Annotated in this window: 24 protein-coding genes and 1 pseudogene; 15 read left to right on the forward strand and 10 right to left on the reverse strand. The window is 64.9% G+C overall.

Annotated features, from left to right (window positions below; all coding sequences use genetic code 11):
* Positions 1 to 7: 7 nt before the first annotated feature.
* Together HFRIS_RS00370 and HFRIS_RS25765 are read right to left on the reverse strand one after the other, a co-directional pair.
* A complete protein-coding gene (locus HFRIS_RS00370) occupies positions 8 to 463 on the reverse strand; it encodes an SRPBCC family protein (protein ID WP_006461196.1) in 456 nt (151 codons plus the stop codon).
* 119 nt (positions 464 to 582) lie between these two features.
* Positions 583 to 723: pseudogene (locus HFRIS_RS25765) on the reverse strand (VOC family protein); the annotation flags it as partial.
* 149 nt (positions 724 to 872) lie between these two features.
* On the opposite strand from HFRIS_RS25765, the gene HFRIS_RS00375 reads away from it, so the two are divergent.
* Entirely contained in the window at positions 873 to 2,159 is a 1,287-nt protein-coding gene (locus HFRIS_RS00375; RefSeq protein ID WP_039873864.1) for an NAD(P)/FAD-dependent oxidoreductase, read from the forward strand.
* A 14-nt stretch (positions 2,160 to 2,173) separates the two neighbouring features.
* Here the strand turns inward: HFRIS_RS00375 and HFRIS_RS00380 are convergent, their stop codons facing one another.
* Positions 2,174 to 2,704, reverse strand: a complete 531-nt coding sequence (locus tag HFRIS_RS00380; protein ID WP_006461198.1) for a cysteine hydrolase family protein — start codon at positions 2,702 to 2,704, stop codon at positions 2,174 to 2,176.
* A 184-nt stretch (positions 2,705 to 2,888) separates the two neighbouring features.
* Here HFRIS_RS00380 and HFRIS_RS00385 point away from each other — a divergent pair, with 184 nt between their 5' ends.
* Together HFRIS_RS00385 and HFRIS_RS00390 are read left to right on the forward strand one after the other, a co-directional pair.
* Entirely contained in the window at positions 2,889 to 3,068 is a 180-nt protein-coding gene (locus HFRIS_RS00385) for a hypothetical protein (RefSeq protein ID WP_039873725.1), read from the forward strand.
* Positions 3,069 to 3,156: 88 nt separating this feature from the next.
* Positions 3,157 to 5,652 (forward strand): DEAD/DEAH box helicase, encoded by a 2,496-nt coding sequence (locus tag HFRIS_RS00390; RefSeq protein ID WP_006461199.1) that lies wholly within the window; start codon positions 3,157 to 3,159, stop codon positions 5,650 to 5,652.
* 8 nt (positions 5,653 to 5,660) lie between these two features.
* Here the strand turns inward: HFRIS_RS00390 and HFRIS_RS00395 are convergent, their stop codons facing one another.
* Entirely contained in the window at positions 5,661 to 7,103 is a 1,443-nt protein-coding gene (locus tag HFRIS_RS00395) for an MFS transporter (RefSeq protein ID WP_006461200.1), read from the reverse strand.
* Positions 7,104 to 7,314: 211 nt separating this feature from the next.
* On the opposite strand from HFRIS_RS00395, the gene HFRIS_RS00400 reads away from it, so the two are divergent.
* The 8 genes from HFRIS_RS00400 to HFRIS_RS00435 all read left to right on the forward strand — a co-directional run bounded on the left by HFRIS_RS00400 (position 7,315) and on the right by HFRIS_RS00435 (position 12,872).
* Positions 7,315 to 7,596 (forward strand): hypothetical protein, encoded by a 282-nt coding sequence (locus tag HFRIS_RS00400; protein ID WP_006461201.1) that lies wholly within the window; start codon positions 7,315 to 7,317, stop codon positions 7,594 to 7,596.
* A 190-nt stretch (positions 7,597 to 7,786) separates the two neighbouring features.
* Entirely contained in the window at positions 7,787 to 8,380 is a 594-nt protein-coding gene (locus tag HFRIS_RS00405; protein WP_006461202.1) for a low affinity iron permease family protein, read from the forward strand.
* Positions 8,381 to 8,397: 17 nt separating this feature from the next.
* A complete protein-coding gene (locus HFRIS_RS00410) occupies positions 8,398 to 8,601 on the forward strand; it encodes a hypothetical protein (protein WP_146012837.1) in 204 nt (67 codons plus the stop codon).
* Between the two features lie 434 nt (positions 8,602 to 9,035).
* Positions 9,036 to 9,296 (forward strand): DUF4148 domain-containing protein, encoded by a 261-nt coding sequence (locus HFRIS_RS00415; protein ID WP_006461204.1) that lies wholly within the window; start codon positions 9,036 to 9,038, stop codon positions 9,294 to 9,296.
* Between the two features lie 194 nt (positions 9,297 to 9,490).
* On the forward strand, positions 9,491 to 9,715 hold the full coding sequence (locus HFRIS_RS00420; RefSeq protein WP_006461205.1) for a hypothetical protein: 225 nt from the start codon (positions 9,491 to 9,493) through the stop codon (positions 9,713 to 9,715).
* Positions 9,716 to 9,850: 135 nt separating this feature from the next.
* Entirely contained in the window at positions 9,851 to 10,714 is an 864-nt protein-coding gene (locus HFRIS_RS00425) for a cysteine hydrolase family protein (RefSeq protein WP_006461206.1), read from the forward strand.
* 249 nt (positions 10,715 to 10,963) lie between these two features.
* Positions 10,964 to 11,902, forward strand: a complete 939-nt coding sequence (locus HFRIS_RS00430; protein WP_006461207.1) for a LysR family transcriptional regulator — start codon at positions 10,964 to 10,966, stop codon at positions 11,900 to 11,902.
* Between the two features lie 49 nt (positions 11,903 to 11,951).
* Complete coding sequence (locus HFRIS_RS00435; RefSeq protein ID WP_006461209.1) at positions 11,952 to 12,872, forward strand: ornithine cyclodeaminase family protein; 921 nt, start codon at positions 11,952 to 11,954, stop codon at positions 12,870 to 12,872.
* A gap of 112 nt (positions 12,873 to 12,984) precedes the next feature.
* Here the strand turns inward: HFRIS_RS00435 and HFRIS_RS00440 are convergent, their stop codons facing one another.
* Entirely contained in the window at positions 12,985 to 13,890 is a 906-nt protein-coding gene (locus tag HFRIS_RS00440; RefSeq protein WP_006461211.1) for a DMT family transporter, read from the reverse strand.
* A gap of 219 nt (positions 13,891 to 14,109) precedes the next feature.
* Between HFRIS_RS00440 and HFRIS_RS00445 the strand changes: the two genes are divergently transcribed.
* Positions 14,110 to 14,733, forward strand: a complete 624-nt coding sequence (locus HFRIS_RS00445) for a glutathione S-transferase family protein (RefSeq protein ID WP_006461213.1) — start codon at positions 14,110 to 14,112, stop codon at positions 14,731 to 14,733.
* 273 nt (positions 14,734 to 15,006) lie between these two features.
* Here the strand turns inward: HFRIS_RS00445 and HFRIS_RS25520 are convergent, their stop codons facing one another.
* A complete protein-coding gene (locus tag HFRIS_RS25520; protein ID WP_166758000.1) occupies positions 15,007 to 15,159 on the reverse strand; it encodes a hypothetical protein in 153 nt (50 codons plus the stop codon).
* Positions 15,160 to 15,270: 111 nt separating this feature from the next.
* Positions 15,271 to 16,359: an NADH:flavin oxidoreductase/NADH oxidase gene (locus tag HFRIS_RS00450; RefSeq protein WP_006461215.1), complete on the reverse strand. Its 1,089-nt coding sequence runs from the start codon at positions 16,357 to 16,359 to the stop codon at positions 15,271 to 15,273.
* A 125-nt stretch (positions 16,360 to 16,484) separates the two neighbouring features.
* Here HFRIS_RS00450 and HFRIS_RS00455 point away from each other — a divergent pair, with 125 nt between their 5' ends.
* A complete protein-coding gene (locus HFRIS_RS00455) occupies positions 16,485 to 16,817 on the forward strand; it encodes an ArsR/SmtB family transcription factor (RefSeq protein ID WP_006461216.1) in 333 nt (110 codons plus the stop codon).
* Between the two features lies 1 nt (position 16,818).
* Here the strand turns inward: HFRIS_RS00455 and HFRIS_RS00460 are convergent, their stop codons facing one another.
* A complete protein-coding gene (locus HFRIS_RS00460; RefSeq protein ID WP_006461217.1) occupies positions 16,819 to 17,250 on the reverse strand; it encodes a hypothetical protein in 432 nt (143 codons plus the stop codon).
* A 185-nt stretch (positions 17,251 to 17,435) separates the two neighbouring features.
* Here HFRIS_RS00460 and HFRIS_RS00465 point away from each other — a divergent pair, with 185 nt between their 5' ends.
* On the forward strand, positions 17,436 to 17,957 hold the full coding sequence (locus HFRIS_RS00465) for a GNAT family N-acetyltransferase (RefSeq protein ID WP_006461218.1): 522 nt from the start codon (positions 17,436 to 17,438) through the stop codon (positions 17,955 to 17,957).
* 93 nt (positions 17,958 to 18,050) lie between these two features.
* Here the strand turns inward: HFRIS_RS00465 and HFRIS_RS00470 are convergent, their stop codons facing one another.
* On the reverse strand, positions 18,051 to 19,727 hold the full coding sequence (locus HFRIS_RS00470) for a DUF3300 domain-containing protein (RefSeq protein ID WP_051110858.1): 1,677 nt from the start codon (positions 19,725 to 19,727) through the stop codon (positions 18,051 to 18,053).
* 385 nt (positions 19,728 to 20,112) lie between these two features.
* Positions 20,113 to 20,541, reverse strand: coding sequence for a hypothetical protein (locus HFRIS_RS00475; RefSeq protein ID WP_006461220.1), 429 nt, complete (start codon positions 20,539 to 20,541; stop codon positions 20,113 to 20,115).
* A gap of 262 nt (positions 20,542 to 20,803) precedes the next feature.
* Here HFRIS_RS00475 and HFRIS_RS00480 point away from each other — a divergent pair, with 262 nt between their 5' ends.
* Complete coding sequence (locus HFRIS_RS00480) at positions 20,804 to 21,691, forward strand: LysR family transcriptional regulator (RefSeq protein WP_006461221.1); 888 nt, start codon at positions 20,804 to 20,806, stop codon at positions 21,689 to 21,691.
* Positions 21,692 to 21,698: the final 7 nt, after the last annotated feature.

A 21,698-nucleotide genomic window follows, 5' to 3' on the forward strand; every position in this document is an offset into this window, starting at 1 on the left:
AGCGACGTCAGGCGCCGTCCGGGATTTCCGGGTCGACCAGTTGCGCCAGCAGCTGCAATGATTCCTGCCAGCCCGCGTAGCAGAATTCCAGCGGGATCGACGGCGGTATACCCTGTTGCACCACCGTCAGTTCGCTGCCCACCAGGTTGGCGGCGATGCTGATGGTGACCTTCATCTCGCCCGGCAGATTGGGATCGTCGAACTTGTCGGTGTAGACGATGCGCTCATGCGGTACCAGCTCCACATAGGTACCGCCGAAGGCGTGCGACTGCCCGGTGCTGAAATTGGTGAACGACATCTTGTGCGAGCCACCGACCCGTGCATCCATGTGATGCACCTTGCCGGTGAAGCCATGGGGCGGCAGCCATTTCACCATGGCATCGGGATCCAGAAAGGCGCGATAGACGCGCTCCGGCTTGGCCCGCAGGACGCGGAAGATCTTGACGGTATGGGGCTGGCTCATGCGGGTCTCCTCGGGCTGGCGGGTGGATGGTGACGGGCTGCGGGGCGGCAACGGGGCCGGCGCATGCCAGCCTCCGCCGCTCCGGTGATGCTGTCAAGCGCGACCGTGCCGCATCTGTTTCAGGCCGGGCAATGGCAGACGACTTCGATGTTGTGTCCGTCCGGATCGAGGACAAAGGCGCCGTAGTAATTCGGATGGTAATGGGCGCGAATGCCCGGGCCGCCGTTGTCGCGCCCGCCCTGGGCCAGTGCTGCCGGATGCCGATCTTAGGCGGCGCCGTGCGGCGGGTCAATCGAGCCCGCCTTGATCCGGATCGGTCTGCCGGACCTGATCAATGCTGACCTCGACGTCTATCAGACATCCGTCGGCAAGTTCTCGTATCATGCTGCTTTATTCCGCACATCCGTCCATGTCCACCTCCCCGCAAATCGTCTTCCCGCGCCATGTCGTCATCATCGGCACGGGTGCCGTCGGCCTCATGAGCGCCATCCACGCGCTGGACGAGGGCCTGCAGGTCAGCCTGCTGGACTTCAACGAGGCCGGTAGCGAAGAAGCCTCCAGCTACGGCAATGCCGGCTGGCTGTCCTCGCATTCGGTGATTCCCCCGGTGGAGCCGGGCATGTGGAAAAAAGTGCCGGGCTACCTGAAGGACCCGCTGGGCCCGTTGTCGATCCGCTGGCGCTACCTGCCCCGTCTGACGCCCTGGCTGCTGCGCAACCTGGCCAGCGCCCGGCGTGATCGCATCCGCACCACCGCCCGCGCCCTGCGTACGCTGGTGGCCGATGCCCGCAACCTGCACCTGGAGGTGGCGCGCCGTGCCGGCGTGGCCCACCTGATCGATACCTCGGGCGTCTTGCACATCTATCGCTCGCGCCGGCACTTCGACAACGACGCCTTCGGCTGGGGCGTGCGGCGCGAACTGGGCATCACCTGGCAGGAGCTGGAAGGCGAGAGCCTGCGTCGCCGCGAGCCCGATCTCGATCCGGCCTTCGGCTTCGCAGTCCATGTGGACGAGGCGGGTCACTGCAAGAATCCTGGCGCCTACATGCAGGCGCTGCAAGCCTATGTGCTGGCCCGCGGCGCCACCCGCATCAGCGGCCGCGCCAGCGGGTTCCGGGTCGAGCAGGGGCGCCTGAAGGCGGTACTGACCGAACAGGGCGAGATTGCCTGCGATGCCGCCGTGATCGCTGCCGGCGCGCGCTCCAAGGCCCTGGCCGCCCAGGCAGGTGACCGCGTGCAACTGGAGAGCGAGCGGGGTTACCACGCCGTGATCCGTGGCCAGCAACTGCAGGCCACCGCACGCACGCCGATGATGGTGTCCGAATTCAAGGTCATCGCCACCCAGATGGAAACCGGCCTGCGCATCGCCGGCCAAGTGGAATTCGCCTCCTTCGAAGCTGCGCCGGACTGGCGCCGCGGCGAGATCATGCGCGACATCGCCCTCAAGCTCTTCCCCGGCCTGCCCCGCACGCTGGCTGCGCAGGATGTGCAATTCTGGCTGGGCCGGCGTCCCAGTACGCCCGATGGCATGCCCTGCATCGGCCACGCCAGTGCCAGCCACGACATCATCCATGCCTATGGTCACGGCCATATCGGACTGGGCTGCTCGGCCCGCACCGGTCGCATCGTCGCCCAGTTGCTGACCGGGCAAGCCCCTGAGATCGACCTGTCACCCTTCAGCGCACAGCGCTTCTGAGGGCGTCACCGCGATCAGAAGGCGATCTCGGCCACCGGCGTGATGGTGGTGCGTACGCCATAGGCCCCCAGGTTGGACAGCGTGGCGTGGTGATGCGCCACCACATCGGCCACCGACAGCACGCCATTGGGCGCGGTGGTATGGCCATCGGCCGCCAGCGTCACCGGAAAGCCCAGCGCCAGCGCGCGCCGCACCGTGGATTCCACGCAGAATTCGGTCTGCATGCCGCACACCACCAGTTGCGTCACACCCAGCGAGCGCAGCAGCGCTTCCAGCCCGGTGTGATGGAAGGCATCCGAACCACGCTTGCGCACGTCCAAATCCGTCGCATGCCGCTGCAGGCCCGACGCCAGTTGCCAACCGGGGCTGCCCTGCAGCAACGCACCCTGGTCCTCGTGCTGCACGAAGATCACCGGCATCCCGGCGGCACGCGCCTTCTGCGACAGGAGGTTGATGTTGGCGATGGTGAGCTCGCCGTTGACGACGGCGTCGGGACCGGTGCACAGGGCGTGCTGGACATCGATGATGAGCAGGGCGGTAGTCATGGCGTGGCTGCCTTGGGGTGGGGGAAGTGCGCTAGGGTAACAGAGTAGGCTGCGTGAATGTTTCCCGATATTGCCAGCCTGACACTGCGTCAATTTGTCCCATTACATCGGCCGTCGGCCTTGGCTAGAATGCTGGTTGTTAGCTTTCTTTACTCGTCCCACTTCCTTATTTCCCAGCTCATCCATGACCGCCCTCTTTGACCGCGTCGAAGACGTCTTGCGCAAAGCCTCCGGACTGCACATCGTGCTGGCCCTGCTGCTGGTGTGCGGCCTGTTGTGCTGGGCGGTGTGGGTGTGGGCCACCGGCGAAGGGCGTACCCCCTTCGGCATGCTGGACTTCTGCATCACTCCGCCGGCCAAGTAAGCGGCCTGCCGTCTTCCCGGGTCGCATCGTCTTTCCTGTCGCGCACCTCCCCCCCCGCTACTGCACCTTGCTCGCGAAGCGCCCTACAATGGCCGCTTTGCCCAACTTCCCTGGTCGCATGCCCAGTCCGCCTTCTCCTTCTCCCAGTGCCTTCCATCCGCGCCTGACCCTGCAGTCCCTCACCCGTGGCGAGGGGCTGCTGGGCATGCGCGCCCATGGCCTGTTCGGGCCACGTGGCGCCCTGGTCACGGTGGCACAGATCGACTGGGTCTATGGCGACGGGGCGCAGCGCTGGAGCACGCCGGCGCCGACAGGTCACGCCGAGGACGAAGCCGGCTACACGCCGGCCCACATCGTGCGCGATTCCCAGGCCGAAGCACTGGCGCTGGAGACCATCCGCGACATGGGCCTGCTGCCCCTGCGCGAAGATGCCCTGCAATGGCGCGCCAGCAATCCCCTGCATGACGCCGGCCCGCTCTGGACGCTGGTGCAGGAAGAATTCTTCGGCGACTTCTGGGCCGACCAGGCGCCACGCCTGCAACAGATGGGCTGGGTCTTGCGCCTGCGCCCCGGCTTCGCCCACGAGAGCGTACCGGTAACTGCCTGGCGCATCATCGTCAGCCCCGACACCGGTGAAGTCGTCAGCCGCGAAGTGGCCGCGCCCCTGTTGCCCCGTGCCTTTTCCAGCGAAGTCTTCGATGGCCTGGATCCGACCGGCCGCTGGTTGCTGTCCATCGGCATCGACGTCGATGGGCAATCCATGGACGTGGCGCCGATGGTGGCCGACCTGCTGCGGCGCGACCCGCGCTGGGCCGATGCGCAACAGGTCGAGCGCATGGACCCGCATGCGGTGATTTCCCTGCGCGCTCCCGGCGGGCGTCGCATCGATGCCATGGCCGGTCCGCTCAAGGCGGTGGTGCTGGCCTTGCTCGATCTGCTGATCGACCTCAAGCGTCAGGACGGTCCGCTGCGCCTGACCCCCTGGGATGCGCACCGCCTCGACAGCCTGCATGGCGCGCTGCAGGCCCTCGACGGTGGCCAGCCCTGGCATATGAGCGGCGCGACCGGCGTGCTGCAACTGGCGCAGCGCCTGCGCGCCGCCGGTAGCGTCGTACCGGTGGCCGCACCCGAGGGGCTGGGTCTGCGCCTGCGCGGCTACCAGCTGCAAGGTGTGGCCTGGATGCAATACCTGCGTGAGCACGGCCTGGCCGGCATCCTGGCCGATGACATGGGCCTGGGCAAGACCGCCCAGGTGCTGGCCCACCTGCTGATCGAGCAGCAGGCCGCTCGCCTGGACCTGCCGGCGCTGGTAGTGGTACCGACCTCGTTGTTGTTCAACTGGCAGCAGGAGGCGCAGCGCATTGCGCCGGCACTGCGCGTGGTGGTGCTGCACGGGGACGACCGCGCCCGCCACGTCGCCACGATTGCCGCCGGCCAGGCCGACCTGGTGCTGACCACCTATCCCTTGCTGTGGCGCGACCTGGATGCGCTGCTGTCCTTGCGTTTTCACCTGCTGGTGCTGGACGAGGCCCAGACCGTCAAGAATGCCGGCGCCCGCAGCGCCGCCGCCGCGCGCCGACTGCATGCCCGCCATCGTCTCTGCATGACCGGCACGCCGCTGGAAAACCATCTGGGTGAGCTGTGGAGCCAGTTCCATTTCCTGATGCCGGGCTTTCTGGGCGATGCGCGCAGCTTTGCGCGGCTGTGGCGCAAGCCCATCGAACAGCAGGGCCAGACCGTACGCGCGCGACTGCTGGCGCAGCGGGTACGCCCCTTCATCCTGCGCCGGCGCAAAGAAGACGTGCTGCAGGAATTGCCGGCCCGCATCGAGATCGTCGAACGCCTGCAACTGCAGGGGCGCCAGCGTGAGCTCTACGAAAGCGTGCGCGTGGCCGCCGACAAGCAGGTGCGGCGCGCCCTGGAACGGCGCGGCCTGGGCAGTGTGCAGGTCAGCGTGATGGATGCACTGTTGAAGTTGCGCCAGGTCTGCTGCGACCCCTACCTGCTCAAGCAGGGACGCATGCCCCAGGGGCTGGAGCGCGCCAAGATCGAGTGGTTGCGCGATACCCTGCCGGCGCTGGTGGCCGAGGGGCGCCGCATCCTGGTGTTCTCGCAGTTCACCAGCATGCTGCGGCTCATCGACAGCGAGCTGCAGGGCTTGCAACTGCCCTGCCTGATGCTGACCGGCGACACCGAACCGGCTGCCCGTGGTGCCGTGATTGAACGCTTCCAGGCACAACAGGTGCCGCTCATGCTGGTGAGCCTGAAGGTCGGCGGCGTGGGCCTGAACCTGACCGCTGCCGATACGGTGGTGCTGGTCGATCCCTGGTGGAATCCGGCCGTGGAAGAGCAGGCCATCGCCCGTGCCCATCGACTGGGTCAGACGCGCCAGGTGTTCGTCTACAAGCTGGTCATCGAGGGCAGCATCGAAGAGCGCCTGCTGGAGCTGCAGGCGCGCAAGTCGGCCCTGGCCGAAGGCATGCTGGGGCGGGATGACACCACCACCATCAAGTTCGGCGAAGAAGAATTGCAGGCACTGCTGGCGCCGTTGGGGGCAGGCATCGCCGAGAAGGTCCTGGCCTAGCGGGAAGATCAGTCCTTCCACTCCGCCACGTCTTCCAGCGTGCGCCGTTCCGCATCCACCGCCCAGCGCAGCGCGCAGGCACCCGCCAGCAGGGCCAGGCATGCGCCCAGCGCATAACCTGCCGCCACCGCATGACGATCGCCGCTGGCGATAAGCCAGCCCAGCAGCAGCGGTGCGATGAATCCCCCCACCCCGGTCCCGATGGCATAGAAGATCGAAATGGCCATGGCCCGCATGCGCAGCGGGAATACCTCGCTGGCCGTAAGATAGGCCGAACTGGCCGCCGCCGATGCCACGAAGAACACCGCGCTCCAGCACAGCGCCAGCCCGAGCGCATCGAGCAGGCCGGCCTGGAAGGCCCAGGCGGTGGCCGCCAGTCCGGCGCCGGAGAGCAGGTAGGTGGCGGCGATCATGCGACGCCGGCCGATGCTGTCGAACAGATGGCCCAGTACCAGCGGCCCCAGCACATTGCCCAGCGCGAAGGGGAAGATGTAGAGCGCCACACGGTGGTCCGGCACGTGGAAGAAACGGGTCAACACCAACGCATAGGTGAAGAAGATGGCGTTGTAGACAAAAGCCTGGGCCACCATCATCAGCGCCACCATGAGGCTGCGCTGGCGATAGCGATGCAGCAGCACCTGCGCCATCTCGCGCCAGGACAGCATGCCGCTACCGGTACTGGCACCCGGCGAGGTATCGGCAGGCAGCGGCGCCGGCAATGGACCGTGTTCAGCCGCGACCTGTGCCTCGATCTCCCGCACCACCTGTTCGGCCTTCTCGTGATGCCCATGCATGAGCAGCCAGCGCGGACTTTCCGGCACATGCCGGCGCACCAGCAGGATGGCCACCGCCAATACCGCCCCCAGCAGGAAGCAGGCGCGCCAGCCCAGCGCCGCACCCAGTACGCGCGGGTCCAAGATCACCAGCGACAGGCCCGCGCCCAGTGCCGCGCCTATCCAGAAGCTGGCATTGATGATCAGGTTCACGCGGCCGCGCACCCGCGCCGGCACCAGTTCGTCGATGGCCGAGTTGATGGCCGCATATTCCCCGCCGATGCCCAGGCCAGTGACGAAGCGGCACAGGGCCAGGAACAGGAAGTCCTGCGCAAAGGCGGTCGCCAGCGTGGCGGCCATGTACAGCGCCAGGGTCAGCATGAACAGGCGCTTGCGCCCCAGACGGTCCGTCAGGCGCCCAAACAGCAATGCCCCCAGCACCGTGCCGGCGATGTAGAGCGAGCCGGTCCAGCCGACCTGGGCCGCATCCAGCCCCAGCGTATCGGAGCGTTCGAGGACACTGCCCAGCGATCCAACCAGGGTGACTTCCAGCCCGTCCAGAACCCAGGCCACGCCCAGTGCAATGACCACGCGCCAGTGCCAGCGTGACCATGGCAGGCGGTCAAGGCGGGCGGGAATGGTCGTGCTGCCGACGTGTGCGGACGAGGGGGCGGACATGGGCGACTCCGGTGGGATGAGCCAACAGCAGAAGGCTGGACGGCAAGACGGCAGACCTTCCCTCTGGCGAGGCGGTTCCTGCGGATGAGCTTGGCCTGTGGCAGGACGGCGACTCAGTCATTTCCTGATGGGCATTGTCGAGTTACACGCCTAAGATCCGTCCATTCCCGATATTTCCCCCCCCACCCATCCAAACGAGGACCGGCCGCACATGGACTGGATCGACGCCATCATGCAGTACGCCATCTATGCCGCGCTTGCGCTGTGCATGGGCGGGCTGGTGGCGGCCATCGTGCTGTTCATCGCGCTGGAACGACGCTGGCAGGAACGCGTGGCCGAAGATGTCGAGGAGCTGGCCAGCCGCGTGCAGTCCGAGCATGCGCGCGACGGCCTGCCCCAGCATCCCTGGGAGGAATTGCGCAACCGCATCGGCGAGATGCAGATCGTGGCCGAGGAATCCGACCGTCCAATTCCCTACAAGAACGTGGCCTAAGCGCTGGGCTGCCTGCTTTCCTACAGCAGGGATGGCGCTTGTCTGCTTTGCGGTGGGTGGCTACCGCAGAGATACTCTCGCTCATTCCCGGCATGGGTCTGCGCCATCAGTCTGCACTCCTGAGTTTGCACTCCTGATTTCGCGCCCCTTGCCGCAACAACAAGGAGATTGCGGGAGGAGACAGCGCATCATGAAAGCCACCAAGCACCCCGGATCGGCCACGCCTGCCGATGCCGGTCTTTCCGAAACCTTCCATCATTTCAGCGAAGCCTGCGCGCGTGCGGTGGGCAGTTCCTGGACCTTCGTCCTGGCGCTCGGCGTGGTGCTGGTCTGGGCCATCACCGGCCCGATGTTCGACTACTCCGACACCTGGCAACTGCTCATCAATACCGGCACCACCATCTTGACCTTCCTGATGGTCTTCCTGATCCAGAACGCCCAGAACCGCGATGCCCAGGCGACGCAGCTGAAGCTGGATGAATTGATCCGCGCCGTCAAAGGGACCCGCAAGCAGATGATGGATGCCGAAGACCTGTCCGACGACGAGCTATCCCGCCTCAAGGAAGAATTCGCGCGCATGGGCGAGCATCCCGACGATCCGGTGCGCCAGCGCCTGCGCCGCTCCCTGGGACGTGGCGCGGTGGCGCGCTCGATTTCCTCCACGGGTGACGTTCAGGATCAGCCCCGACCCGCCGTCGCAGCGCAAAGGCGCGAGCGGCCGGCCCAACGTCAGCACGAGGAATACACCCGTCCGCTGCGCGCCAGCCAGCGCCAGTGGACCTGAGCGATGAGGAGACCATCATGAGCATGCATCCCGCCGATCCGACCAAGCCCGATAACGCCCTCGAGGATCATCCCGATCCGCGCCATACCCCTGAGCAGGAGACTGTTCCTGCACCACTGGATGGTGCGCCTGCCAAGGGCCGCACCGTGCTCAAGCCCGGCGGCCTGTCCGAGGCCGAACAACTGCTGGAGCAGCAGAAGCTGGATCGCTCCGCTCGCTAGGACCTGTTCACGCGGCTGTCCCCGACGTTTTCATCTGCGTGCAGGCCCCTGGCCTGCGACGTACCAGTCTGCCTGCGCTCTGCAGCGGCCTGGCGCTGTCCTCTGCGCGGCCCTCGCTACCGTCGTGACGGCGTAGCGGTAGAGACTATTACTGTTGCGACTATTACCTATCGCTTCGATAGTCCCTGACGATTGTTCCAGATCGCGGAACACTCAATTCTCTCTTGCATGGTTTTTCTTCGCGCCGCTCTTCCGTAGACTTCAGTCCATCGATGAACGACATCGCAACGCCCCAAACGAGGCGGTGGCGACGGAGTTCTAGAGAGCGGCACATGTGTCCCATTCGCTCCACCGAAACATGTACCCAACATTGCCTGTGCATCACCAAACTGTATTTAACCCGATTGAACTTAACTGTACCCAAGGAGAACATCATGTCCGCAAAGACCATCATCGCAGCAGTCCTGGCCCTGTCCGCTTCGTCCGTCGCTTTCGCTGAAGCCCAGTATCCGGTTGACCAAGCCTTCGTTTCCCACACCACCCGTGCCGAAGTCAAGGCCGACCTGGCACGTGCCCAGCAACAAGGCCTGGCCAACCAGCCTGACTCGGTCTTCCCGGTGATCAGCAACGGTCCCGCTAAGAGCGAAGTGCAGACCGCCGGTCGTGCCGCTGCTTCGACCTACGCTGGTGCCTGATGCAGGGCATGCGGATGCAAGGTCATCCCGATTCATCCGATGACCGCGCATCCCGCCTCGCTGGCCTGCCAGGCTGATTGAAGCAGGAAGTCAAAGCAAGCCAAAGCAAGCCAAAGCAAGCCAAAGCAAGCCAAAGCAAGCCAAAGCAAGCCAAAGCAAGTTAGAGCAAGTACAACAACAAAGAGGAAATCATCATGTTGCAGCAAGTGTTCTCGCGTGGCCTGTCCTTCTATCCACGGATCTATCTGCAGTTTGCCGCTCTGGTCGGTTTGCTGATTGCAGCAGAGTTCAGCCTGAGCACGCTCTCCATGATGTTGACCCAGCGCGCCGTGTACCGCGTCTCGCAACGCGTGCGCCACCGTCGTGAAGCCCGGCGCCAGGAGCGCTGTGAACATATCGACGGTAACTGTTGTGCCTGAGGGGCCCACACAACCCCGCTACTGACGAAAACGGCGCGCCTTCAACGGCGCGCCGTTTTCGTTGCGGCTGCCGCCTGGCGCGCAGTGTTCTACACTCTGGGGACAGTGACTGCCTGCCGCCCTCCGGAGCCCCCCATGAAACGCAACTTCCACCTGCTTGTCATCGATCCGCAAAACGATTTCTGCGATCTCCCCGCCAGCTACCTGCCGGCTGACCCGGTCAACGGTGACCTGCTACGTCCGGCGCTGCCCGTGGCCGGCAGCCATGCCGACCTGCAGCGCGTGGCCGGGCTGATCGACCAGGGCGGGGCCGGGCTCTCTGCCATCAGCATCACCCTCGACGCCCATCACCGCCTCGACATCGCCCACCCCACCTTCTGGCAGAGCGGCGAGGGCGCGCCGGTCGCACCCTTCACCCAGATTGAGGCGGCCCAGGTGCGCGCCGGCCTCTACCGGCCGCGCGACCCGCAGGCACTGGCACGCAGCCTGGTCTACCTGGATGCGCTGGAAGCAGCCGGCCGCTACCGCCTCATGATATGGCCGGTCCACTGCGAGATCGGCAGCTGGGGCGCCGCCGTGCATGCCGATGTGCGGGCCGCCTACAACCGCTGGGAAGATGCGCACCTGGGCCAGGTCACCAAGCTCGGCAAGGGCAGCAATCCCTGGACCGAGCATTATTCGGCGGTGATGGCCGAAGTCCCCGATGCCGACGACCCCGCCACCCAGCTCAACCACGGCTTCATCGCCCGCCTGGCCGAGGCAGATCGCGTCTACATCACCGGCGAGGCCGGCAGCCATTGCGTGCGCGCCACCACCGAACACATCGTGGCCCAGCTGGACGCGGCCGCTCGCATGCGCCTGGTGCTGGTCACCGACTGCATGAGTCCCGTGACCGGCTTCGAGGCGCACTACCAGCAATTCCTGCAAGCCATGTCCGCGGCCGGTGTACGTCTGGCCCGCGCCGACGAAGTCTTGTCCGAACTGCAAGCCAACGCCTGAGCGCCAGCGCCGATGCCGGCTGCCGACTCGTCTTTCGCCATCGCCTGTCACAGATCCAAATCGGCCGCAACCGAGCGTCCGGCGCGACTTATGCCAAAATGGCATGGGACGTCGGCGGTGCCGTTTCGGTATAGTTGCCGCCAAGGGAGAGGGCGACTGCGATGCCGATGGCATGCGGCGCACACCGCGCCACGCGCGCGCAAACACCATGCCGCCCATCCGGCGCGGCATGCCAACGGGGTGGCAAGCATGGAAATCAAATGGGTGGAAGACTTTCTGTCGGTGGTCGACACGCTCAACTTCAGCCGTTCGGCCAAGTTGCGCAATGTCACGCAACCGGCCTTCGGACGCCGCATCCGCTCGCTGGAAACCTGGCTGGGCGCTGAACTGTTCGATCGCTCTTCCTACCCCTGTACCCTGACCCCGGCAGGCGAGTCCTTCGTGCCCATCGCCAAGGAAATGCTGAACCAGTCCATGCAGGCCAGGCTGGTACTGCGCGGCCAACTGGCCGGGGCGCAATCGGCGGTGCGCTTCGCCATGCCGCATACGCTGCTGCTGACGGTCTTCCCCAAGCTGCTCTCCGAGATCGAAAAGAAGATCGGCGCCATCTCCACCACCGTGATGGCCGGCAACGTCCACGATGCCGTGATGGCGCTGGTGGAGCGCAACTGCGACCTGCTGATCTGCTACGACCACCGGCAGCAGGGCATCGCCCTCGATACCGAGCGCTACGCCGTGCTCTCGCTGGGCAAGGAGCCACTGCGCCCCTATGTGAAAACCCTGCCCAGTGGCCTGCCCAAATATGTCTTGCCTGGCACGCCCAATGATCCACAACCCTTCCTCAGCTATTCGCCGTATTCGTCGCTGTCGCGCATCGTCGAGAAGGCCCTGCATTCCAGTCCTCGCCGCGTGCATCTGTTCCGCCGCTTCGAGACCGACCTGGCCGAGGGTTTGAAGAGCATGGCCGTGGAAGGCCACGGCATCGCCTGGCTGCCCGCCAGCGCAGTGGCCCGCGAGATCGCCGAGGGCAAGCTGACCCTGGCCATCGCGCCCAACGACAGCGAGGCGCTGGAACAGGGGCTGTGGTGCGAAGAGATGGATATCCGCGCCTACCGCCGCCTGGATGGTGCCAACCCCGACATCGACCGTATCTGGAATTACCTCAAGTCCGAGCACGGCGCGCAGTGAGCTTGCCCTGCCCGGACCTCCCACGCCTGAACATCACAAGGATCTACCGATGAAATTTCTCACCAACCAGCAGATCAGCGAACTGCTGACCACCGAAGACGCCATCGCCTCCATGCGCGAAGCCTTCGCCCACGCCGCCGAAGGCGCCCACCAGGGACGCGTGCGCACCAGCGCCTCCAATGGCGTGATGCTGTCGATGATGGGTGCGGTCATTCCGGCCGCCGGCATCGCCGGTGCCAAGGTGTACACCACCATCAAGGGCCAGTTCAAGTTCGTCATCCAGCTGTTCTCCACCGAGACCGGGGCGCCGCTGTGCACCATCGAGGGCGACACCATGACCGGCCTGCGTACCGCTGCGGCCACCGCCGTGGCCTGTGATGCGCTGGCGCGACCGGATGCCCAGGTGCTGGCCGTGATCGGCACCGGCGTGCAGGCGCGCTCGCACATCCCGGCGCTGCTGCAGGTCCGTCCATTCAAGGAAGTCCTGATCGCCGGCCAGTCGGGCCAGCAGGCACTGGCCGAGGAAGTCACCCGTACCCTGGGCGTGCCCGCGCGCGCAGTCGGCATCGACGAGGCCGCTGCCCAGGCCGACGTGCTGGTGACAGTGACCCGCGCCGCCACACCCCTGTTCGATGGCCAGCTGTTGCGTCCCGGTACCTTCGTGGCCGCCGTCGGCGCTTCCAAGGCCAATGTGCGTGAGCTGGATGACGTGGCCATCGGCCGCGCCGCTGCCCTCTTCGTCGAATGGAAACCACAGGCCCAGCAGGAAGCCGGCGACCTGGTGCAATGCGCGCCGGGCGTGTTCGACTGGGCCGAGGTGATGGAACTGGCGCAGGCGGTCGACGGCAGCATGGCCTATCAGCGCAAGCCCGAGGACATCGTCATCTACAAGGCCATCGGCATCGGTCTGGAAGACGTGGCCCTGGCCGGCCTGGCCTATCGCAAGGCCTGCGCCCGCTACGGCTGGTAAGCCGGGGTCGGCAGGCGACTGCCGGTCAATACCTCGCGGAAAATACGCACCAGAAAAAAGGCGCTGCAGAATCTGCAGCGCCTTTGTCTTGTCCACAGCCGTCGGCCTGTCCTCAGACGGTGGCCTTGGCCTGCGGCGGCTTGACGCTGGCCGCCGGCTTGGCGCGCAGCGCCGTGGCGGTTGCCACCAGCACGATGGCGATCCCGGCCACGGTGCCCAGGGTCACCGGTTCATCCAGCAGCAGCCAGGCCCATAGCGACGCCGTCATTGGCACCAGGAAGGTGACGGTGATGGCCTTGGTCGCGCCCTCGGCGGCGATCAACTGGAAGAACAGCGCATAGGCAATCCCGGTACAGACCACGCCCAGCACCAGTACAGCCAGCAGCGCCGGCACGGTGCCGGCCTCCAGCGCATGCGGCACCGACGGGGCGGCCAGCGGCAGCAGGCACAGAGCGGCGGCGAACTGGCTGCCGGTCGCCATGGCGATGGGGGAGATGCCACCGGCGCGCATGCGCGTAAACGTGGCGGCAAAGCCATAGCTGACCGCAGCCCCCATGGCCGCCAGCACCCCGGCGATGACCAGGAAGTCGGCCGGCGCCGGGCCGATGCCTACCAGCACCGCCACGCCCACCAGGCCCAGCACGAAGGCCGCGCTGCGCAACAGGCTGAGCCGCTCACCCATCAGCAGGAAACCGAACATGGCCGTAAACACCGGCGCCAGCGAATTCATCGTCGCCATGTAGGAGGAAGGAATGTGCAGCGCCGACCACGCAAACAGCGCGAAGGGCAGGGCGGTATTGAACACGCCGATCACCAGGTAGGGCAACCAGTTCTGGCGCCACTGCAGCGGTACACCGCGTACGCGGGCAAAGGCCAGCAGCGACAGCGTGGCCAGCGAAGCGCGGCCGAAGGTGGTCAGCATGGGGCCGAAGACGGGCGCGGCAATGCGCATGAGCATGAAGCTGGTGCCCCAGATGGCGGCCAGCAACAACAGTTTGGCGATATTGGAGGAGGACATGGAGATAAGGCGTTGCGTCGCGGGGCAGCGCCATGGAGGGCCGGTCGGATGATGATTGTACGGCGACCGGCCCCTGGCCGTCCCGGTACAGTTGCGTGCTTTGCACCGTGCCACTTGGCCGCCCGCAACAGTGGCTGCCGATACGGCCGGGCAACTGTACATGTCGCCCCGTGCGCCGTGCTGATAATCTTGGGCAGATTGACAACAGGGAGGGCAGCGATGCTGAAAATCTACGGGCGCGACAATTCCATCAACGTACGCAAGGTGCTGTGGGCCTGTGCCGAACTGGGCATCGCCTTCGAGCGGGAAGACTGGGGCGCCGGCTTTCGTCCCACCAGCGAAGCAGGCTTCCTGGCCATGAATCCCAATGCGATGGTGCCGGTGATCGACGATGATGGTTTCGTGCTGTGGGAATCCAATAGCATCCTGCGCTACCTGGCCGCGCAACATGGCGGCAGCGCGCTCTATCCGGCCGCGCCGCGCGAGCGTGCCCGCATCGACCAATGGCTGGACTGGCAGGCCAGCGACCTCAACCGCAGCTGGAGCTATGCCTTCATGGCCCTGGCCCGCAAGTCGCCCGAGCATGGCGATGCACAACAGGTAGCGGCCTCCATTGCCGGCTGGACCCGTTTCATGCGGGTGCTGGAACAGCAGTTGCAGCACAGCGGTGGCTACGTTGCCGGAGCGGACTTCACGCTGGCCGACATTGCGGTCGGCCTGTCGGTGAACCGCTGGTTCGGTACACCCTTCGAGCACGCGCCCTTGCCGGCGGTGGCGGCCTATTTCGAACGCCTGACCGAGCGTCCAGGCTTTCGTACCTACGGCCGCAACGGCATGGCCTGAAGGCGGCTGGCGCGGTACACTGCGGCCTTGCGCTTTTTACCGCGTCCCCCATTGCCCTTTGCAGGACCACCATGGCCACCCGAAAGAAAAAACTGCTGTTCCTCGCCGCCTTCCTGGGCTGCCTGCTGCTGGCCAGCGTGCCGCTGCTGAGTCTGTTGTTCTACTGAACACAGTTCCGGACCCGCAGCTTTTCATCCTCACCAAAAAAAACGCCCCTTGGTCAAAGACCAAGGGGCAACACCAGATCCACTTCCACCTGCCTGCAAACCGACGTCAGACCGGCAGACGCTGTCCCGGCAGGCGGATATTGCGCGCCAGCGGGTGATGCTGCCATTTCGCCTCGGCAAACAGATAGATGCCCAGGGACGAAAAGGCGACGGTCGCCAATGCGGAAAGAACGACGGTCAGCAGGTAGGTGGTGAACATGGTGATCTCCTCAAGACGATGTCATCTTAGGAAATCCCCCGTCCGTTGGCTTTAGTGATTTTCCCTAGAAAACCACGAGACCGCTCAGGGAAATCCCGAGCGGCAGGCACCTCAATAACGTTCCAGCCAGTGCGCATAGGGCGCCGGCAGTGTCCACGAGGGACGATCTACGCCCAGTTCCCGCGCCGCCTGGTAGGGCCAGTGCGGATTGACCAGGTGCGAACGGCCGACCATCACCAGGTCCAGCTGCTCTTCCTTGACCGCACGTTCGGCCAGCTCGGGCGTGCCGAAGCCCCAGGCCGACGAGACCGGCACGCCGGCTTCTTCACGCACGCGCCTGGCGATCGGGCCGAGGAAGGCCGGACCCCAGGGGATCTGGACCTCGGGGATGGTAAAGCCCATGGTCACGCTGATCATGTCCATGCCGCTGGCCTTGAATTGACGTACCAGGGCGATCGATTCCAGCAGCGTCTGTTCATCCCGGCCGTCGTATTCCAGCACGCCGAAACGCACGGTCAGGGCCAGCTTTTCCGGCCATACCTCGCGCACCGCACGCAGGGTTTCCAGCAGGAAACGGGCGCGATTCTCGACGCTGCCGCCATAGATGTCATCACGCTGGTTGGAATGTGCCGAGAAGAAACTCTGCGCCAGGTAACCGTGGGCGAAGTGCAGTTCCAGCCATTCGAAGCCGGCGTCGCGGGCGCGGATGGCCGCGTCCACGAAGTTTTGGCGCACCCGTGCGATGTCGTCCAGGCTCATGGCCTTGGGGACCTTGGGCAAGCCCTTGCCATAGGCGATGGCCGACGGGGCCAGGGTGTCCCAGCCACGGGCATCGTCGGCGGCGATGTGGTCGTCACCTTCCCATGGACGGTTGGCGCTGGCCTTGCGGCCGGCATGGGCGATCTGGATGCCGGGGACCGCACCGGCGGCCTTGATGGCCTGCACGACCGGCACGAAGGCCTGCGCCAGTTCGTCCGACCAGATGCCGGTGCAGCCCGGGGTGATGCGGCCCTCGGGGGCCACGGCGGTGGCTTCCACGATCACCAGGCCGGCGCCACCGCGGGCGATGCCGGCGTAGTGCGACAGATGCCATTCGTTCGCCTTGCCGTCCACCGCCATGTACTGGCACATGGGTGGCACGGCGATGCGGTTGCGCAGGTTCAGCTCCTTGAGCTTGAAGGGGGTAAAGAGAGCGGACATGGGGCGTTTTCTTGTCAGGGTTCAATGCGGGAGCGCCAGGCGTCGGGACTGCGGACACCTGTTTCGTTGGTTCGAAAATATTCGAACTATGGAAGGAGTATAACCCAGGGTGTATCATCCTGCAGATGCGTCCCTACAAACATCCCGAGATTGCCGAGTTCGTGCTGGAGCGCGTTCTCTACGCGCTGAGCGATTCGATCCGCCTGGAGATCGTGCGCCATCTCGACCGCGTGGAATGCGCGACCTGCGGCGAACTCGATGGCGGGCGCCCCAAGTCCACCGTCTCGCACCACTTCAAGGTCTTGCGCGAGGCCGGACTGGTGCGCACCGAGAGCAACGGCACCACTCACATCAACACCCTGCGCAGCGCCGATATCGAACAGCGTTTCCCCGGCCTGCTCAGTGCCATCCTGGCGCAATCGGACAAGCTGCCGGCGCGCCGCCGCAAGGCGGCCTAGGTTAAAGCCGACCTGCCGCGATATCGGCATCCACCGCCCGGAAGGCGCTGGCCATGGCATGTTCCTCGGCCTCCACCATGGTATTGCCACGGAAGTCGTCGCACGTCACGCGGCGGAAGGCGACCGGATTGTCATTGCGATGCAGCTGGTAGTTGCCGACCCAGCTACCGTCGATCTGCTCGGTGCTGCTCACGCGGATGAAGTAGCCATGATGTTCGGCCACATCGTTGTCGAGCTGGGTATCGATCAGCGCCCGGGCATAGGCGACCCCGGCCACCTGCGCCGCCGCCAGCGAAGCGAAGGGATTGCCGCGCAGGCCGGGTGCCGGTTCGCCGTCGATGCGGACCGAACAGATCACGTCACCGTTTCTTTGCTGCGTGCTCTCCACGCTGATGTGCTTGCCGCGATAGGTGGCGCCGTAGGGTTGATTCATGTTGAAGATGTCGAGAAGGCGCTGAGGGTGACCAAGACAGGACTATAAGCCCTTTGCCCACTCGCTGTCGCCCCACCCGCCAGGCGGCCGCCGAAGCACTGCCCGTCTTGAGCTACACTGTGGGCTCATCTATTCCCCCTTTCCCATTCCCCATTTCTCATTACCGCAAGCCAGCCGCCCACATCATGCAGATCCGCGACGCCACCCCCGCCGATATCCCCGCCATCACCCTGATCTTCAATGACGCCGTAGTCAATACCACCGCCATCTGGAGCGATACCCAGGTCGATGAAAAGAACCGCCATGACTGGCTGGCCGCACGCCGTCAGCTCGGCTATCCGGTGCTGGTGGCGGTGAACGGCGACCAGGTGCTGGGCTATGCCAGCTTCGGTGACTGGCGCCCGTTCGACGGCTTCCGCCATTCGGTGGAACACTCGGTCTACGTCCACAAGGAGCATCGTGGTGAAGGCCTGGGCGTGGCGCTGATGCAAGCGCTCATCCCGCGTGCACGCGCCGTGGGCAAGCATGTGATGGTAGCGGCCATCGACGCCAGCAATGTCGGTTCCATCGCGCTGCACAAGAAGCTGGGCTTCGACCAGGTCGGTCATATGCCCCAGGTTGGTACCAAGTTCGGCAAGTGGCTGGATCTGGTTTTCCTGCAACTGACGCTGGACCAGCGCAGCGATCCCGACCGTCTTCCGGGCTGATCGCCATCGTTGATGGTCTTCTCTGACCAAGCAAGCAACAGGGCCGCTCTTGAGCGGCCCTGTTGCTTGCTGCATGGCAGGAAGCGTCAGCGTTCAGCCATTGTGCTTTTCGGCTTCATGCCGTTCATTGCCTCGTTTGTCCTCCTCATGCCGCGCCGGCTCGTGCTTCTGGGCGGCATGCTGCTCTGACGCATGTTCATGCGCAACGGCCTCATGTCTTTCGGCAGGCGCCTGCTGGGGGTGGACCGGCCGGTTTTCCTGGCGGGCTTCCGGCCTGGCGGCTGCCTGCTGATGGGCCGGCACAGCCTCCTTATGCTCGGCGGGATGGGCCGGCTGGGCGCGCGCGGCTTCCTGCTTCAAGGCCAGCGCCTGACGCTGCTCGGCCTGTTGCCGTTCCTGCTGAGCCGCATTCTGCTGCGCCTGCTGATGTTCACGGGCGACCTGCTGTTCCATCTCCTGATGCTGACGTGCCGCGTTGGCCTGGGCAGCTTGCTTCTGCTCGGCTTGCTGGCGGTGGACGTCGGCGGCCTCCACTGGCGACTGTGGGTGTTGCGGCTGCGGTTGCGGATGGACTGCCGGCATCGCACCGGCATGCGCATCGTTGGCCGTGAAGTGCGGCATGCTCATGCCGGCCTGGCGGTTGGCCGCTTCCGGATGATTGTCGATGCGGGTCTGGTCGCGGCTGATGTTGCGCTCGTCCACGTTGCTGACATTGCGCACATTGCTGACATTGTTGATATTACTGACGTTGTTGTTCACAACCCGGTTGTTGTTGATGGTCACATTGTTGTTGGTCACGCGATTGATCACCGTGGTCGAGTGCGAGACATAGGTGGTGTTCCGGTACACCACCGCCGGACGCTGCCATCCCGGAGCGGACTGTGCGCCCGCCGGTGAACCGCCCCAGTGCATGCCCCAGTCGTGCCAGCCCCAGTCGGCGTGGTGGCTGATGGCTTCGCCCACGAAGATGCCCACCCCGAACGACAGGGCCCCTACGACCACTTCATTGCCCACCCGGCTGGGCGGGCGATACGCGTAACCCGGATAGACCGGCACCGGCGGACCATAGACCACCGCCGGGTTGTAGCTCGGTACATAGACGGTATCGGGCTGGCTGGATTCGATGACGATGGTCTGCGGCGGTGGCGCAATCACCGGCGCGCCGGCATAGACGGGAACCGGCTCCGGTGTCGACACAGGTGCCTGGATCTGGCTGCTGCGCACCGTGGTGGAGACCCGCAGCTGCGAGGAATTCTTCAGGTTGCCGGCCTGCTGGGCGCGCAGCCGCAGTGCCTGGATGGCGTTCATGACGTCGTTCGGATCATTGACGAAGGCGTCACCCAGGGCCCGCGTCCAGTCTGGATTGGCCGCCATCTGCGAGAGCACCGCCGGGAACATGGTCAGTGATTTCACGCTGACATCCCAGGGCTGGCGGTCCTCGGCGGCCTGCAGGATGTCGCCCTTGAGCGCGGCGTTCTGTCCCAGCCACTGGTTGGCCGCGACGATCTGGTCGGGATAGGTGGAGCCGGCCAATACCTGGGCCACCAGCTTGTCGGGAAACAGCGCGATGGGCGCCACCATCTGCGACAGTTGGGCTGCCGTGGGTGGCACGTAGGCCGGCGCGCTCGCAGCAGTGGGCGTGGCCGACGCTGCCGCATTGGGCGGTGCGGTGTCGGCATTGTCCTTCTTCTCGCAGGCCGAGAGTGCCAGCACGGCACTCAGGAGCGAAGCGGAAACGATGATGGCGCGATGTCTGTTTCTTGTTGTCATGATCTGGTCCTCGATCCGGCATGGATGATGGGAACGGTGGGGGGATTGCCTGGATAGCCTTGATAACGACACGCCGCACTGCGCAGTTGACGATCAAATTGTGATGGGATGTAACGGTGCAGTGACGTGTCAGATTTTTAAGTTTGAGAGAACTGATCAAGAAAGGTTCATGCTCAAGAAGAACGATGAAGGCTGGTGAAAATTTGACGGATCGCTGACAAATAGCTGACTGGAAGCCGCGTCCACATTGGCTTTCGGCAGCATACTGATGTCAGTGCTTTGTCAGGAAAATAAAAAAAGGCAGACCGTATCGGCCTGCCTGAAAGAACCACAAGGAGATAAAAAACTTAGTTTCAGGAGATGGAAAAATTCCTGGAATCCACTCTCACCGGCACTCGGTCATGTAGCGCGATTCCAGCCGGGCGCGTTCGCCATATTCGATGGAGCCCGGGCCGGTCATGGTGAAGCGGCCATCGCGCAGGGTGCCGGGGGTGGGGTCGCGTTGCACGCTGCTCGGTTCGTTGGTGCGGGCACGCTCGGCCTGCATGCGCAGCGTGCGGCAGGACGAGGATTCGCTGCTGGCGGCCACTTGCATCATGGCGCCACCACCGTTGCCACTGGCCGCGCTCATCCCGTTGCCGCTGGTCGATTGCAGTGCCGTGCGCACCATGGCGCGGTGCGGCGACAGGGCCTGCTCCAGCGCGCTGTCGGAGGCGGCGTAGGCGGTGTTGCTGAAGGCCGAGGCGAACACGGCCAGGGTGCCGATGGCGGCGATGCTGCACAGGGTGGACAGGGTGCGGAAGGATGGGCGCATGATGATTTCCTCGGTCAGGGTGGGGGACTTGGTCTGCTTGCCCCTTGCCTGTCTGGCGTTGGGCTGGCATGGACGTAGTCTGCGTGTGCCCGGTTGACCCAGGATGTCAGTAGCGGCCTCCAATATTTCAATTGAAATTTTCAATTGAAGTGTCAGTGCATGAGGTTGTGTTGCCCAGTTGCCGGTCCGTGCAATGATGGTGCGCCGGATGTATGAAGTAAAATCCGTCTATCCTAACCATCCATGAGTTCCATTCATCATCATGCTGGACCGCATCCACCTCTCCATCGTCCAGGAAGTCGAGCGCCAGGGCTCGCTCACCGCTGCAGCCGGTGTCCTGCATGTGACCCAGTCGGCCCTGAGCCACAGCATGAAGAAGCTGGAGCAGCAGCTGGGTACCGACATCTGGCTAAGGGAAGGGCGTCATCTGCGCCTGACCCAGGCGGGCCAGTACCTGCTGGCAGTCGCCAACCGCGTGCTGCCGCAACTGAGCCTGGCCGAGGAAAGGCTGCGCCAGTTCGCCCAGGGCGAGCGTGGCGCCTTGCGCATCGGCATGGAATGCCATCCCTGTTACCAATGGCTGTTGAAGGTGGTGTCGCCCTATCTGGCGGCCTGGCCGGACGTGGATGTGGACGTCAAGCAGAAATTCCAGTTCGGTGGCATCGGCGCTCTGTTCGGCTACGAGATCGACCTGCTGGTCACGCCCGATCCGCTGGACAAGCCGGGTCTGGTGTTCGAGCCGGTGTTCGACTACGAGCAGGTGCTGGTGGTGGCAGCCGACCATCCGCTGGCCGCGGCCGACTATGTCAAGCCACGTCAGTTGAACAATGAGGTGCTGGTGACCTATCCGGTGCCGGTGGACCGGCTCGATATCTATACCCACTTCCTGGCGCCGGCCGGAGTCGTGCCGCGCCGGCACAAGACCATCGAGACCACCGACATCATGCTGCAGATGGTCGCCAGCGGGCGCGGCGTGGCGGCCCTGCCGCGCTGGCTGGTGCTGGAGTATGCGGAGCAGATGGCGGTGGTACCGGTGCGCCTGGGCAAGCAGGGCATTGCCAAGCACATCTACCTGGGTGCGCGCGAAAGCGATGTCGACATCGACTACCTGCGCGCCTTCATCGAAGAAGCACGCCAGGCGCAGGCCTGAGGGGATC

The sequence above is a fragment of the Herbaspirillum frisingense GSF30 genome, assembly GCF_000300975.2.
GTDB lineage: Bacteria > Pseudomonadota > Gammaproteobacteria > Burkholderiales > Burkholderiaceae_D > Herbaspirillum > Herbaspirillum frisingense.